This is a genomic window from Halorubrum xinjiangense, assembly GCF_900102375.1.
GTDB classification, from domain to species: domain Archaea; phylum Halobacteriota; class Halobacteria; order Halobacteriales; family Haloferacaceae; genus Halorubrum; species Halorubrum xinjiangense.
Genome location: NZ_FNBO01000021.1, coordinates 16,555 through 30,457, shown reverse-complemented (window position 1 = coordinate 30,457; position 13,903 = coordinate 16,555). Strand labels below are relative to the sequence as shown.

13 protein-coding genes are annotated in these 13,903 nt (G+C 61.3%); 7 read left to right on the top strand and 6 right to left on the bottom strand.

Annotated features, from left to right (window positions below; genetic code table 11):
• Positions 1–1,044: 1,044 nt before the first annotated feature.
• From F3H13_RS15760 to F3H13_RS15745, 4 genes are all read right to left on the bottom strand, one after another.
• A complete protein-coding gene (locus tag F3H13_RS15760) occupies positions 1,045–1,542 on the bottom strand; it encodes a hypothetical protein (RefSeq protein ID WP_149799953.1) in 498 nt (165 codons plus the stop codon).
• Positions 1,543–1,696: 154 nt separating this feature from the next.
• Complete coding sequence (locus F3H13_RS15755) at positions 1,697–3,295, bottom strand: ABC transporter permease (RefSeq protein WP_149799952.1); 1,599 nt, start codon at positions 3,293–3,295, stop codon at positions 1,697–1,699.
• Complete coding sequence (locus F3H13_RS15750; RefSeq protein WP_394349069.1) at positions 3,292–4,251, bottom strand: ABC transporter ATP-binding protein; 960 nt, start codon at positions 4,249–4,251, stop codon at positions 3,292–3,294. The genes F3H13_RS15755 and F3H13_RS15750 overlap by 4 nt, the downstream gene beginning before the upstream one ends.
• A gap of 55 nt (positions 4,252–4,306) precedes the next feature.
• Positions 4,307–5,116, bottom strand: a complete 810-nt coding sequence (locus F3H13_RS15745; protein ID WP_149799951.1) for a class I SAM-dependent methyltransferase — start codon at positions 5,114–5,116, stop codon at positions 4,307–4,309.
• Positions 5,117–5,421: 305 nt separating this feature from the next.
• On the opposite strand from F3H13_RS15745, the gene F3H13_RS15740 reads away from it, so the two are divergent.
• Positions 5,422–6,276, top strand: a complete 855-nt coding sequence (locus tag F3H13_RS15740; RefSeq protein ID WP_149799950.1) for a hypothetical protein — start codon at positions 5,422–5,424, stop codon at positions 6,274–6,276.
• A 41-nt stretch (positions 6,277–6,317) separates the two neighbouring features.
• On the opposite strand, the gene F3H13_RS15735 is transcribed toward F3H13_RS15740, so the two are convergent.
• Positions 6,318–7,568, bottom strand: coding sequence for an RNA-guided endonuclease InsQ/TnpB family protein (locus tag F3H13_RS15735; protein WP_149799949.1), 1,251 nt, complete (start codon positions 7,566–7,568; stop codon positions 6,318–6,320).
• 330 nt (positions 7,569–7,898) lie between these two features.
• Between F3H13_RS15735 and F3H13_RS15730 the strand changes: the two genes are divergently transcribed.
• From F3H13_RS15730 to tgtA, 3 genes are all read left to right on the top strand, one after another.
• Complete coding sequence (locus F3H13_RS15730) at positions 7,899–8,285, top strand: hypothetical protein (protein ID WP_188128090.1); 387 nt, start codon at positions 7,899–7,901, stop codon at positions 8,283–8,285.
• Between the two features lie 804 nt (positions 8,286–9,089).
• Positions 9,090–9,866: a Nif3-like dinuclear metal center hexameric protein gene (locus F3H13_RS15720; protein WP_149799948.1), complete on the top strand. Its 777-nt coding sequence runs from the start codon at positions 9,090–9,092 to the stop codon at positions 9,864–9,866.
• Between the two features lie 80 nt (positions 9,867–9,946).
• Positions 9,947–11,425 (top strand): tRNA guanosine(15) transglycosylase TgtA, encoded by a 1,479-nt coding sequence (gene tgtA / locus F3H13_RS15715; RefSeq protein WP_149799947.1) that lies wholly within the window; start codon positions 9,947–9,949, stop codon positions 11,423–11,425.
• Positions 11,426–11,510: 85 nt separating this feature from the next.
• Here the strand turns inward: tgtA and F3H13_RS15710 are convergent, their stop codons facing one another.
• Positions 11,511–11,843: an uS10/mL48 family ribosomal protein gene (locus tag F3H13_RS15710; protein ID WP_149799946.1), complete on the bottom strand. Its 333-nt coding sequence runs from the start codon at positions 11,841–11,843 to the stop codon at positions 11,511–11,513.
• A gap of 170 nt (positions 11,844–12,013) precedes the next feature.
• Here F3H13_RS15710 and F3H13_RS15705 point away from each other — a divergent pair, with 170 nt between their 5' ends.
• From F3H13_RS15705 to F3H13_RS15695, 3 genes are all read left to right on the top strand, one after another.
• On the top strand, positions 12,014–12,460 hold the full coding sequence (locus tag F3H13_RS15705) for a bis(5'-nucleosyl)-tetraphosphatase (protein ID WP_149799945.1): 447 nt from the start codon (positions 12,014–12,016) through the stop codon (positions 12,458–12,460).
• 85 nt (positions 12,461–12,545) lie between these two features.
• Complete coding sequence (locus tag F3H13_RS15700) at positions 12,546–13,544, top strand: DUF5787 family protein (RefSeq protein WP_149799944.1); 999 nt, start codon at positions 12,546–12,548, stop codon at positions 13,542–13,544.
• A gap of 39 nt (positions 13,545–13,583) precedes the next feature.
• A complete protein-coding gene (locus tag F3H13_RS15695; RefSeq protein ID WP_149799943.1) occupies positions 13,584–13,793 on the top strand; it encodes a hypothetical protein in 210 nt (69 codons plus the stop codon).
• Positions 13,794–13,903: the final 110 nt, after the last annotated feature.

Sequence of the window (13,903 nt, the reverse complement as noted above, 5' to 3'; positions counted from 1 at the left end):
ATCTGTTGTTTTTGCCAGCAGGGAGTCGCTGAAACGTCGTCAGACTCGGAGGTATCGTTGGGCTTTCTCAGACCGACGGGCACTCGACAAACCCTTCGAGGATTCGTGTTCACCGCGTCAGCGTTTCGGATACTGCCTCGTTACGAGGGCGGACAGGCCGCCTCCGAAGGTCGTTCGGAATCCGCTCCGTTCCGACCTGACCTTACCGACATATAGCGATTCTTGAAACTTCAAAGTATCCATTAGAAACTCGAACTAGGGAGTCCAACGTGGTTTGATTCCAAGTTGTCGGATTCATCCTGCGGCTAAAGCCGCAGGTATTTTCCTTGATCTTATATAATCGAAAGTGAAGAGGACGCACAGGCGTGGAGTGAGTCGCAGCCTGATGAGCCACATCCGTCTGTTGGTGACGACGGGGAAGATAACGAAACGCGGACCATTGAGATTGAGGACCTGGATTCTGACGGATGAAGGTCTCACATGAGGATAGAGAATATGGGGTCGGTGATGTGGTCTGGACGGTCGAACCGTCCAAGCTCGGCGGTGATCTCTCGCGGATGTTCGCTATCGTGACCACAGAGACACATCCGTTTCAGGGCAAGCAATCCGTGGGTGTAACGCTTACAATAACGGACCATTTGGTCGGCCACCCGCTATCTGACGAACACTGGGAGATGGGTGGTACACCAGAACCCTCACGAATTCTGCCCCTCTCTATCCACTCACCCCGGATGTCGCAGATCCAAGCCCCATCGGAGTACAATAGTATCTCAGATCTATGGCAAGGGCGTCTCACGGAAGATATCATGAAGAAAGTCGTTGGCGAGATACTCTTCGCGTTCAACAAAGATGTGGGTCGGGAATAGCTCCAAGATAGTTTTTGAGGGCCTTGGCAAAAAATCAGATCCACCTGCGATGGTGAGACGTACGGACTATTTCACACAAAAAACCGTTTTCAACGACTAACCTCGTCAGACTGAGAGAACTAGGGAACAGCCGTTGACACTCTCAAAGTATGTCAAAATACCACGGCTAATTCGCACGTCAGTTTTCTGCGAACCCACTCAGTGACTCTGCGACACGAAATCCGATCGCGTCCTCGAACCCTTCAGCAGCAAATCCGATTGCGAGCATCTCTTCGTTAGTGTCATCTACTGTTATCGCTGCTGAGGCTGTGGATTCACCTTGAATTTCTGAACCACTGTCCAACTCGACAGCTGCCTCATACGTGCCGGAATCTCTCCACACGTCCTCGAACGCAGTCATCCCGTCTTCTTCATCCTCCTCGGGGGGGTCGTCATCTGTGGACTCTGGGGGTAGTTCAAATGATTCAGAAAGAACCGTCTCATCTGACGGGGCAGTAATGGTGAGGGTCCCCGTGAGAACGGTTCCGGTCTCGTTGAAGAGATTCACGTCACCTAATGCGATATCGGCTAACCCGTCTATGAGCGACGTACAGCCTGCTGTGCTTGCTACAAGGACTGTCCCAGTACCGGCGAGGACTCGACGGCGGGACATCTTGTTTAGTGATTGGCGGAACATCTGTTGGAGGGCTCCAGATCACCAATATGGTGGCATTCCCATCAAAATACCCAAATGTCAAACGCCGTTTTGGCCTTTCATGGTCACTGACAGGACGACTGATTGAGCGGAGAATATGGTTTGGTTGTTCTTCGAGCCTTGCGAAATCACGTATTCACCGCTGAAGGTGTCGTTTTCGTCCAACAACAGCGGCGATCAGCAACGCCACGGTTACAGCAGCTATCCTCAGTGGAATTCCTTGTGCGACTGTCTCGGGGTGTGCCGCGACGAAATCGAGCGAATAGACCGCATTCATGGGACCGAGGTACCACATTGAAAGGAAGATCACCTCGAATACTCGTGACGTCCCAAGCCAAATACCACTCGCCAGCGCCAGCGCGGGAATAAAACAGGCCCCAACGAGGATTGCGCCGATCGTTGTAACATTACCAGCGATGGCGAGTGCCGCGAGTACACCCGACGTAGCGACGAGCGCAACGATGACACCACCGAAATAAACAGCAGCAAGCTGTCCCAGTGGGTACGGTGTCGTAAATACCAGTTCAGTCGTCCGGAACCGTTGTTCTCGGACACCAAGTCCCGCCCATACCGAGAGGCCAAGCAGCCACGCAACTGGAAGGACTACACCACGAGCAGCGCCTGGTGAGGCAGCGAATCCGGCACCGATACATCCGAGAATTCCAAGGTACCACCACCAGCGCTGTCCCCGGAGTGCCATCCGTATTTCAGCGATGAGCAAGCGCCGGTTAGGCAGCCACCCTGGATCCGCTGTGGCTGGCCGGAGATCAACTTCAGCTGGTCGTGTCGCACCCTCAGTGTCCGTCTCGGGAGGGTTTGTGGCAGTCTCTTCGGTATCTTGAGCCCCGTCACGACGAGCGAACACATCTTGTACCCGTTCAAGGATACTGATTGTCGGCTTAAACCGGTCGAATGTCACAACAGCGAGGATCAATCCAAGCCCTGCGACCGCAACCGTCGGGCCACGGCTGAGGAGTTCAGCGCCACCCCACTCAACGCCAGTCCACGTGAACGTCGTTACAGTACCAGGATCTCCTGTAAAGGCGAAGGACCGATTCTCAAATACTGTCGGATCAGCCCCTGCCGCCTGTAGCATACTATTCCGGACGACCGCCAGTCCAGTCGGGCCGAATGTCGTCCCGGACCCAAGTGACGCTAGGGTGAACACAGCCACCGCACCGAAAAAATAGAGTACAGATCCAAGTGTTCCTTGAAGCGACCGGATTGTCTCTGTCAGCACCGCAACTGCGGCGACGAGCATCATCGCCGGCAGTGTCAAAAACACAAATGGGGAGGCGAGCGCCCAGAAATGGAACTCACCCGTTCCGTGAAGTAGATAGCCTGCGACTGTCGCCAACACGAGGAGGACGGTCACCAGCGTCAACAACAAAAAATAGCCCAGCCACCGACCAATGAGATACGTACTGTTTCTGAGTGGGGATGTGGCGACAAGTTCTCCAACGCCTGTTTCCCGTTCTCGGGTCACAGCTCCTCGAACCAGGGTGAACCCAAACACGAACAGCAGGAAGGTTCCCATCGTAGCAACCATTCCGCCGAACCACGCCGCGTTTTGAACACCGGTATATTCACCAGCAACGACCAGTTGCGTGGTCTCTGACGTGAGTGATTGCGCAAACCATGCGATGAGTAGTGGAATGACGAGATACTTTGGTGACCGCAGTCGTTGACGGAGATCAGCTACTGCGACGTGAACAGCACTCCGGCCAGCACTCACAGCTCATCACCCGGTTCGTCTTCCTCGGTCCCCTCAAGGAGATCTAGGTAGGCCTCTTCGAGGGTCGGGGATACTGGTGTTGCGTCTCTTGGTGGACTGCCTGTTACGATGCGTGCGTGAACACCGTCCGTTCGTCTGGTCGTCGTGCTTGTGAGATACTCCGATTTGAGCGAGTGAAGCTCGTCTTGGGAGATAACGAGCTCCCAGACGCGGTCGGAGACATCCTCAAGGAGTTTTTCGGGCGTTGTATGAGCGCGTAGCCGCCCCTCTGAGAGGACGGCTACCTCGTTGGCTGTCGCTTCGACGTCTGAGACGATATGCGTCGAGAGAATAACGACTCGGTCCTCGCCGAGTGATGAGAGGACATTTCGAAACCGGACACGTTCTGCGGGATCTAAGCCAACGGTCGGCTCATCCACGACAAGGAGGTCAGGATCGGTCAACAGGGCTTGAGCGATACCCACGCGCTGGCGCATCCCGCCAGAGAACCCACCGAGTCGGCGGTCACGAGCATCGCGAAGATTGGTGAGTTCGAGTAGATCTTCGATCCGGTCGCGGGCTTCTTTTCGCTTGAGGCCGCGGATTGCCGCGAGATATTCGAGAAACTCCGTGGCAGTGAGATCAGGATACACTCCGAAATCCTGCGGCAGATAGCCGATGTTTTCGCGAACGGTATTTGGATCGTCAACGATGTCCGTCCCGTTGAACGTTATTGTGCCTTCGGTGGGCGTGAGATACGTCGTGATAAGCCGCATGAGGGTTGATTTGCCAGCGCCGTTTGGACCAAGCAACCCGAGGACGCCTGGGCTGAGATCCAACGAAACGTCACGGACGCCCCAGATATCGCCATACTGTTTGCCGACGTCCTGAAGGCGGAGCTGGGGGGCGTTCTCATCTGTGTTACTGGTCAGCTCTGTAGCATTCGCTGTAGATGGGGGGGCTTTCGGGGGGACCATCACCTCAATGCTGTCATTCTCCCGTAATTAGGTTTTTGAAGTGTACACGAGTCGGCTATTCAGATTGTCGCGTCCCTTTCACCGTCACCAATAGCGGGAGATCGATACCGGATTCAAATCGCCAGACTCCGTCCTCGTCTTGAACCATTTCGGGCGAGCGCTGGATCACCGAAAACGGGTGTTCGTGGACAAATTCGAGTTCGATTCCGGCCTCGATGAGCGCTGTGAGGATTTCACCCAGTGCGTGGGTCCATTTGTGTGGTGGCTCACCCGCTGGTGTGGCTGGCGTTTCAGTCGAAAAGTACGGGTTTTCGATCGTAATCGGATCGCCGTCAGCACCGAGATCATCGGAGAGCGCCGTCGCAATCGGGTGGTGTTCCGCGAGGTAGAAGATGCCGCCCGGTTTCAACAACTTAGCGACCACTGACGCCCATTCGTCGATATCTGGGAGCCAGCAGAGGACGCCAAAGTTCGTGACGACGATGTCGTAGCGCTCATCGTGTTCGGCCGGTAGGTCGAGGACGTTCGCCTGGATGAACTCTGCGCGATCCGCCAGCCCGGCTTCGGCAGCAAGTTCTCGTGCGACAGCGACAGACTCGCTGGAGATATCGACGCCGGTCACTGTTGCTCCTGCTCGGGCCCACGAGAGCGTTCGGATGCCGAGATGCGATTGTAAATCGAGGAGAGATTTTCCCTCCACGGAGCTCAACTCTTCCCGCTGGACTGGGAGCAACGCTGAGTTGCCGTCCAAGAATGCTTCAACGGATTCGACTGACTCGATGTCGGGATGATCCGCCACCATCTGCTCCCAGTGAGCACGGTTTGCCTCGAAATACGCTTCCTGCGGGGACTCTGGGTCTGCCATCAGCCCGTCCTGTGTGGGAATCGCTTGATATACTTTCTGACGAGCTGGGTCTCACCTCCAAGCAGTTGGAGCCGGGTATCTTAGGCTTCGTCCGTGGTCCCGACTCATAGCAGAGCGAGGGGGAAACCCACCTTTAGGGGTGGGAGGAAGCGGACACACGCGGGAACCTAACCACCATACGACGACGGGTTGACTCCCCAACAAATATAATGACGACACCCACAAGCACCCAGTCTCAATTGGTGAGGGTATGTGAGTATCAGCCCAGAAAGGTTCTATACGACTGGGAGGCGCACTGAGACGTGATGCCCTCCATCCGATCCCTGCTAGTCAGTCTTCTCGTTGGTCTCGTCCATGCGGGAACACTCGTCGCTGTTGCACTGACACTTGGATATTCGATCGGTCCATCCGAGTACACGATTCTCGGGATGGGGTGGCGCTATGGTAGTCTCGTTGTCGTGGCTGCCGTTCCAGTGTGGCTTGTAGTCCGCTATCGAATCATCGCCCCGCTGCTAGCTCTCTCGGTGACCACTGGCTACGTGCTTGGCATGGAGCTCACGCCCCCGGGACCGACCTTTCGTGATGTCGCAGAGTTAGAGCGTCTCGCAGAACCGACCGGTATCATCGTTGTCGAGAATGGACTCTATGTCGTTCGGTACATGCTGAACGCCTCTGTCTGGACGGTTGGATTTCTGTTTCTCGGTCTGGTTGAATACACCGTTCGAACAGGGTGGAAGCGGCTTCCAGCAGCGCCGTCACCGAACTCATCGATTTCAATCCCCACATCGCGGAAACAGGCGGTGAGCATTGCAACGGGAGGTGGTGTCGTCCACGCAGCCGTGATGTTGTGGTTCTCACTCCGACTCGGTCTCACTGTCTCGGGGGACTTCGGCTGGCTCATGTATCTCAGTAGTATCCTTGGAATGTGGATACTAGCCGCCGTCCCGCTGTATCTTTTAGTTCGTCATCTCGTGGTTGCGCCAGCTACGGCCCTCACGGCGTTCATCCTACTTGACGTACAGGCGGAGTTCACGGCCAGTCCCAGCGATCCACACGCTCTGTACTTCGGCGCATGGTTTCTCTATCTCGCTATTCTCCTCATTGTCGCAGGAATTGAGTTCGGACTTCGCCGGCTACAGGTGACATCCTCCTCGCCGTAAACGGCGAGGCTTCCCGTGCCGCAGGTGGGATATTTGCTGGTCTACGACACGACCTGTTCTCTCGTGTGAAACATCCCGCTCTCGCGGTCGAACAAGTGTGTCGATGGCTGTGCCACACAGCCGTTACTCCTATCCTCGCCGTGAGGACTCGGAGTTATCTTCTGACGCATATTCTCCGCCCCGTTACAATCCGCGTTGGCTACCAACTCGCACGACGAGCAGACGTACAGCCCACGTTCGACACGGTTCGATTTCGTGTCGTCTCCACATCGTGAACACGTTTTCGAGGTGTCCCACTCGTTTTCTTTTAACACCTCAACACTCCGCATCTCGCCTTTGTATTTGAGGTACTGGTAGATGCGGTCGAACGCCCACGAATGGAGCTTCTTGTTACCGGTCTTGCCCCAATCTGACTCACGCACGTCTTCAGGCCAACTCACCGCGAGCGTACCGACACCGCGTTCGACACACTCCGTGATGATGGCGTCCGTCAGCGTGTGGTAGAAGTGTGTCTCACGTTCAGAGAGTTTCCGACGCGCCCACCTCGACTGCTCTGACGGGCCGTTCTCTCCCTCGGTGTCGTACTCGGCTCTGGTGAAGTAGTGTTTGTCTTCTTTGAGCGAGTTACCGGGGTACAACACGTATTCATCGGGGAACGCGACCGTGGCGATGTTTGTGATGCCGAGGTCGATCCCTGCCACGCCGTCGCCAGCCGAATCCACTGTTTCGAGTTCGACCTTACACACGAAATGAAGTTCCCATTCGTCACCGTTCCAGACGGCACGAACATTCTGTACGCTGTTGACTTCCGAGAGGTCAACGTCTGGTCGGGTCTGGTACTCGCAAAGCAGGAAGTCTGAGAAGTGTTCTTTCAGATTCGAGCCTTTCGAGAGTCGGACCCGATTGTTGTCAGGATCGTGTTTGAACCCGTCTTCTTTGAACGTCACCGTGGAACGTGGCCGTGTGTCGCCGTGTTTGCGGTAGCCGGGCGGATTCGCCTTTTGATCTTTCTGTCGCAGGTCGAACCACGACTGGAAAGCGTCAGAAAGTTCTTCGATGACTTTCTGACTGGATTGTGCGTTCAAATCTTTCCAGCACGGCTGGCTCTTCATATACGATTTCAGCACACTACCGTTCGGGATTTCGCTGGTTGCGTCCCAGATACGATCACCGGTCCATCGTGCGACGTTCCAGATTTTCGAGGCGGAGTCTCCGAGCGAATCAAGACCTTCACAGACCTGTTGGTGGTTCTTGATTGAACCAACGTAGGTGCGTGTGGCCTTAATCGCCATACATAGACAATGTAGATAAACCAACTTAATGGTGTGGATGAGCGTGGAATATCCGACCTGCCGTCCGTGATGGATCGTGTCAGCGTTGTCGGATTCACTCCCGGCCTAAACGCCGGGATTCTCTCCTCGTGGAAAGATAGGCCAACGATTACGCTTGCCGATGTAGTCACGCTTCAGATTCAATCGAAGGATCTTATAGAGGCGATTGGTTGAGGTCTCTCATCGGTCAGTACAGAGAGTATATACAGCAGAGGTGGAATGTTGGCTTGTTCAAATCGCGATTTCACTTTTCGAGTTCCTCTTATAATATGGGAAGTAACCGATGGGTGTATGCCCTCCAAGACACGCCGAAGTATACTCGCACTGCTTGGCGGTGGAGTCGCGTTAGGTTTGACAGGTGGCGCAGTTGCGTATGCTCAGCCGGCGACGACACCACTCGTGATCGTGAACAATCAGACGGGGAGCGACCGGGTAGTTACGACCGTGATCCGGACAGCTGAGAACGACGAAGTACTTGTAGACGATACACGGAGAATCCCCGCGAGTGACGAACAGGGATACACAGATCTTGTCGCCGACGAACCGTTGTTGATCACTGTCCGAACCGACAACGGCTTAGAGGAGACATATCGATGGACCGCGACGGACCCAGAGAATGGTCTCGGGATCGGAATCGCCACAGACGGAATCGGCTTCGAAGTCGCCACCCCACCGTGACCACCCGCCCTTAGTGCGCTACATTCGCGCGCTGTATTCAGCAGGGCTGCGTGGACGCCAACGAGATCTGGCAGAATCTACAGCGGTACGTTCGCAGGCTAAAGCGAACAGCTGTTTCAGACGATAGTGTGTCTGAAGAAGAGGGTTCAGCAGATCCTGCGGATTCTACTCGAAGCGGTCACTCCGGCTCGGTGTACGCCCGCCGCCACAACAACCAGGTTGGCCAAACAAGGAATGGCAATAGAACGATACCCCGCCCGAAACCACTCGACGATCGCCACGGCCCGACGAGCCACGCAACCGCACCAATACCGACAGTGCTCTCGACACCGACCGCGACCGCGGCGGTTCGCCGATCCATCGGCGGCAGATCCGTGGATCGAACCGGTAGGTCGAACGCTGAGTGCCTCGCCATCGGCGACCGGGCCGACGAACCGCTCCGTCTCGTCGTCACCGAACCCAGTAGTCAGCTCGACGGTCCGCGCGCCGAGCACGCGGTCCGGAAGTCGGGTGTGGACCACGCTCGCATCGCGAAGCCGGTCGACGGAGGCCACCCACTGTGGCTCGTCAAGCCACGTGTCGTACGCAACCAGCCGGTCTCCGTACCGCCGGCGCGAAGCGCCGGCTTCCAGAGAGACATTCGGTCCCTCGCGGCTCGGCCGCGAAGCGGCCTCGCAGGCATGCGCCACCGCCGGTTATATTTATAAATGGCCGTCTGCGAAGTTTCAGATCGACCACGACGGCGACCGGATCCGATTCGAACGGACCGCCGCGCTTTATTCCCCGCCCGACCCACGGTCCGGTATGAAGCTCTCCGAGTACGTCGACCGACTCAACGACCGACTCGACACGGCCGCGTACGCCGACGTCGACGCGAGCGCGAACGGGCTCCAGGTGGGTCCGGACGACGCCGACGTAGAGCGCGTCGCGTTCGCCGTCGACGCCGCGACGGCGACCATCGAGGCCGCCGCGGACGCCGGCGCGGACGTCCTCGTCGTCCACCACGGGCTCTCGTGGGGCGGCATCGAGCGCGTGACGGGTCGCGTCCACGACCGGATCGCGGCCTTGATCGAGAACGACCTCGCGCTGTACGTCTCGCACCTCCCGCTCGACGGCCATCAGGAACTGGGCAACGCAGCGGGGGTCGCGGACGCCGTTGGGCTCTCCGATCGCGAGCCGTTCGGCGAGATGGGACCGGTTACGATCGGGACGATCGGCGAGATGTCGTCGCCGCGGTCGGCGGACGCGATCCGCGAGACGCTCGACGGCTTCGAGGGGCAGCCGGCGGGCGAGGCGTCGCCCACGCAGGTGCTCGACTTCGGCCCCGACGAGATCGAGCGGGTCGCGGTCGTCACCGGGTCTGGGGTCGACTGGCTCGACGAGGCGGTCGCGGCCGACGCGGACGCGCTGATCACCGGCGAGGGGAAACAGCAGGCCTACCACGACGCTCGGGAGGCCGGACTCACCGTGTTCCTCGCCGGCCACTACGCCACGGAGACGTTCGGCGTCCGCGCGCTCGGGTCGCTGACCGACGACTGGGGCGTCGAGACGACGTACCTCTCGCACCCGACGGGGCTCTGACGCCGACGGGGCGGCCCCGAGCGGGGGCCCTGCTCACCGCCGAACGCAACCCTTACCGCTCGCGTCCGCGCAGTCGGGGTATGCGCGATCACTTCGAGATCCGGGACCACGACGCCGCCGGGCGGATCGGCCGGCTGGCGGTCCCGCGCGCCGACGTCACGGTCGAGACGCCGGCGCTTCTGCCCGTGGTCAACCCCAACGTGCTCACGATCGAGCCCGAGCGGCTCCGCGGGGAGTTCGGCGCGGAGATGCTGATCACGAACTCCTACATCATCCGCAGCACCGACCGCATCCGCGACCGCGTGCTCGATCAGGGGCTCCACGACTTCTTGGGGTTCGACGGCGCGATCATGACCGACTCGGGCTCCTTCCAGCTGGCCGAGTACGGCGACATCGACGTGACGACCGCGGAGATAATCGAGTTCCAGCGGCAGATTGGCAGCGACGTGGCGACCCCCGTCGACGTCCCCACGCCGCCCGACGCCGACCGCGAGCGGGCAGAGCGGGAGCTGGCGACGACGAAGCGGGCCCTCGCCGACGCCGAGGACGCCGAGACCGGGGAGATGCTCGTCAACGCGCCGGTCCAGGGGTCGACGTACGCCGACCTCCGCGAGGAGGCGGGGCGGCACGCAGCCGCGACCGACCTCGACGTCTTCCCGGTCGGCGCGATGGTTCCCCTCCTGAACTCCTACCGCTACGCCGAGGTGGTCGAGGCGGTGCGCGCGGCGAAGCGCGGCCTCGGCCCGGGCGTGCCGGTCCACCTCTTCGGCGCCGGCCACCCGATGATGTTAGCGCTCGCGGTGGCGGCCGGCTGTGACCTCTTCGACTCCGCCGCCTACGCGCTGATGGCCCGCGACGGCCGCTACCTGACGGTCTCGGGGACGGAACACCTGGAGGAGCTCGACTACTTCCCCTGTTCGTGTCCGGTCTGTGCGGACCACACGCCCGCCGACCTCCGCGGGTTCGACGACGCCGAGACGGAGCGGCTGCTCGCCGAGCACAACCTTCACGTCACCTTCGAGGAGCTCCGCCGCGTGAAGGAGGCGATCCGCTCCGGGACGCTGCTCGAACTGGTCGACCGCCGCGCCCGCGGGCATCCGGCGATGCTCGACGGCTACCGCGCCCTGCTCGACCACGCCGACGAACTGGAGCGGACCGACCCCGGCTCGAAGGACGCGTTCTTCTACACCTCCCACGAAGCGGCCCGTCGCCCCGAAGTGCAGCGCCACCGCGACCGACTCGCCCGGCTGGCGGCGCCCGAGGACCTCCTCCTCACCGAGTCGAAGGCGCCCTCGAACCACGAGTACGACGCCGTGTGGCGCGTGAAGCCCCCGTTCGGGCCGTACCCGGCGGCGCTCTCTGAGACGTACCCGCTCACCGCCGAGGTTCCGGAGCGGACCGACGACGCGGCACAGGTCGCGGCCGCGGAGGGAGTCGTCGCGCTCGCGGTGGCGAACCCCGAGACGACGATGACGCTCGGCCACGACGCGTGGTGCGACCGCGCGCTGGACCGACTGCCCGACCGCGTCGAGACGGAGAACCTACGGACGCTCGGCTAGCGGACGGAGCGCTTGCGGGGAATTCAGCCGCGGCGAAAAGCGCAGCCGTGACCGCGTCGACCGTCCGTTCGAGGTGGCGACCGCCTCAGTCCCGTCGGTGCCCGAGCGGCTTCTTCTGGTCGACCTCGACCTCGACGTGGATCGAGTCGGGGAAGTCTCGGCCGACGACGTCGCGCGCGACGTCGTCGGCGCCGTGGATTTCCATCGAGCGCCGGTACACGTCGTAGCGCCACGGCGAGAACTCGTCGCCGGGCGAGAGGTTCTTGTACAGCGGGACGGTGACGCGCTCCGAGGGGCTCGCGTGCGGGCCCTTGCACTCGGCGCCCTTGCGTTCGAGCGTCTCCTTGAGCTCTTGGACGGTCTCGACGAGCACGTCGCGGTCGCCGGACGCGAAGTCGAGTTTCGTGACGAAGGTCATGGCTGGGGGTCGTGCGTCAATGGCCGCCCGAGCGGTAAAAACGCATCTACCGGGACCGACGCCCGCGGTCGCGCCGCGAATTTCGCTCGGAAAACGGTCGACGCCGCCGAGTCGCTCTTCTGTTCGGGAGTCCGACACGCTCTTTAGGGGTGATCGCTTACCTGCGGCCAATGACGGTCGAAGCGACCAGCGCCGGAGCCATCCTCTTCCGCGATACCCGCGGCGAACGGGAGTACCTGCTCCTGAAGAGCCGACCGGGGGACTGGGAGTTCCCCAAAGGCGGGGTCGAGGGGGACGAGGAGCTCCAGCAGACGGCGATACGAGAAGTCGGCGAGGAGGCCGGGATCGAGGATTTCCGGCTGATCGACGGGTTCCGCAGGGAGTACGACTACGTGTTCGAGGCGAACGGGAAGACCATCCACAAGACGGTCCACCTCTTCATCGCCCGCTCGTTCGAGGCGAGCGCCGAGCTCTCGAAGGAACACCGCGACCTCCAGTGGCGCGACTACGACCAGGCGATCAACACGATCACCCAGGACGGCCCGCGCGACATCTTGGAGGAGGCCCACGACTACCTCGACGAGCGGAAAGACGAGGAGAACGACAAATACGTCTGATCGGGACGCGCGGCCGGCCAGTGGACCGCGACGGCGCCGCTCCCGAGCGGTTCGCTTTTGTCCGCCGCGCTCGATGCTCCGACCAGTGACGCCCGACGCCGAGTTCGGCTACGAGCTTCTGGTCTGCCGGTACGCCGAACTGGCCTGGCACCCGAGCGAGGGACCGCGGCCGGCGCTCGTCGCCCGCCAACTGGGCACCAAGGAGCGACGGTGGGACACGGTCGTGATCGAGGTCGACCCGACGGCGTTCGCGGCGCGGCGCGCGTTCGGCGACCGGGCCATCGACTCCGACCTCCTCCACGTCGTGCGCGGCGCGCCCGCCGAGTGGGCGTTCTACCGCGACGCGCTCCCGCACCCCGGTTACCCCTGGCGCTACGTCAGACAGGCGGTCCACCGCGCCGCGGGCCGGGACCTGATCGAGAAGCGCCGCGACGGCAACCGGATCCAGATCCGCCGGAAGCGGCCGTACCCGGACTGGGTCGAGCGGATCGTCGCGGTCGAGAACAAGCCGGATCTCGACCGCTCGGCGGCCGACAGGCTCGCCGACCAGCTCGAACACGACATCGAGACCGCGCTCGCCGACGAGGCGTGGCTCGCGACCGAGACGACCGGCGAGCGCGTCGAGCCGGCCCTCCTCCGCGAGATGCCCGTCGAGGCCGGCATCCTCGCGACCGACTTCTCCGCGGGCGTCGACGCCGACGCGGCCGATGTGGCGTGGCACCCGAGCGACCTCTCGCCGGGCGAGGGCGAGTCCCGAGACCCTGAGACCGAGACGCTGCGGCTGGAGATCGCCGAGCGTGCCTACGGGAAGGGATGGCGCTCGTACCACGACACGATGCGCCCCGACTGCCGGCACTTCGAGCTCCGGCGAGAGGGGCGCGCGCTCGTCCCGCACTGCGCGGCGAAGGGGAAACTCCCCACCGCGCGGGAGTGTTCGGGCTCGTGTTCCGAGTTCTCACCGGAACCCCCACAGTGGCGCACCAAGGGCTGGCCGATCGAGGGCGGGCCGGGGAAGGGGTTCAAACGGCTACTGCGGAGACGGCGGGAGCGCGAGCGGGACCGGGTCACCCCCGCCATCGACTGACTGGAAACGCTTGTGTGGGTGGCGCCGCGACGGGGCCCCGTGAAGATTCCGAGGCCCTCCCCCTCCGAGTACGCCGTTCGAACCGCGATCGTCGTCGCGACCCTCGCGGTCCTCCAGTACACCGGGACGTTCGTCGACGGGCCGCCGGGGGTCGACCCCGCGCACCTCGCTGTCGTCGCCGTGCTGTTCCCAACGTTCTCCTACCTGCTCGCCGTCCTCGCCGCGAACGTGGACCGGATTCCGGAGTGAACACCGGCCGTGGTGGCCGTTCGAGCTCCGGACACCTGGCCGTCAGTCGACGCGTCCGGACGTGCGCGAGTCCGGCCGCGCCGTCCGCCCTCCGCCAGCGCGGCCGCCAG

What these genes read in the sequence shown, in the direction of transcription:
- F3H13_RS15740 (WP_149799950.1), top strand. Translation starts at nt 5,422, where the DNA reads ATGCCCTCCATCCGATCCCTGCTAGTCAGTCTTCTCGTTGGTCTCGTC.
- F3H13_RS15750 (WP_394349069.1), bottom strand. Translation starts at nt 4,251, where the DNA reads ATGGTCCCCCCGAAAGCCCCCCCATCTACAGCGAATGCTACAGAGCTG.
- F3H13_RS15735 (WP_149799949.1), bottom strand. Translation starts at nt 7,568, where the DNA reads ATGGCGATTAAGGCCACACGCACCTACGTTGGTTCAATCAAGAACCAC.
- F3H13_RS15760 (WP_149799953.1), bottom strand. Translation starts at nt 1,542, where the DNA reads ATGTTCCGCCAATCACTAAACAAGATGTCCCGCCGTCGAGTCCTCGCC.
- tgtA (WP_149799947.1), top strand. Translation starts at nt 9,947, where the DNA reads ATGCGCGATCACTTCGAGATCCGGGACCACGACGCCGCCGGGCGGATC.
- F3H13_RS15730 (WP_188128090.1), top strand. Translation starts at nt 7,899, where the DNA reads ATGCCCTCCAAGACACGCCGAAGTATACTCGCACTGCTTGGCGGTGGA.
- F3H13_RS15705 (WP_149799945.1), top strand. Translation starts at nt 12,014, where the DNA reads ATGACGGTCGAAGCGACCAGCGCCGGAGCCATCCTCTTCCGCGATACC.
- F3H13_RS15710 (WP_149799946.1), bottom strand. Translation starts at nt 11,843, where the DNA reads ATGACCTTCGTCACGAAACTCGACTTCGCGTCCGGCGACCGCGACGTG.
- F3H13_RS15745 (WP_149799951.1), bottom strand. Translation starts at nt 5,116, where the DNA reads ATGGCAGACCCAGAGTCCCCGCAGGAAGCGTATTTCGAGGCAAACCGT.
- F3H13_RS15720 (WP_149799948.1), top strand. Translation starts at nt 9,090, where the DNA reads ATGAAGCTCTCCGAGTACGTCGACCGACTCAACGACCGACTCGACACG.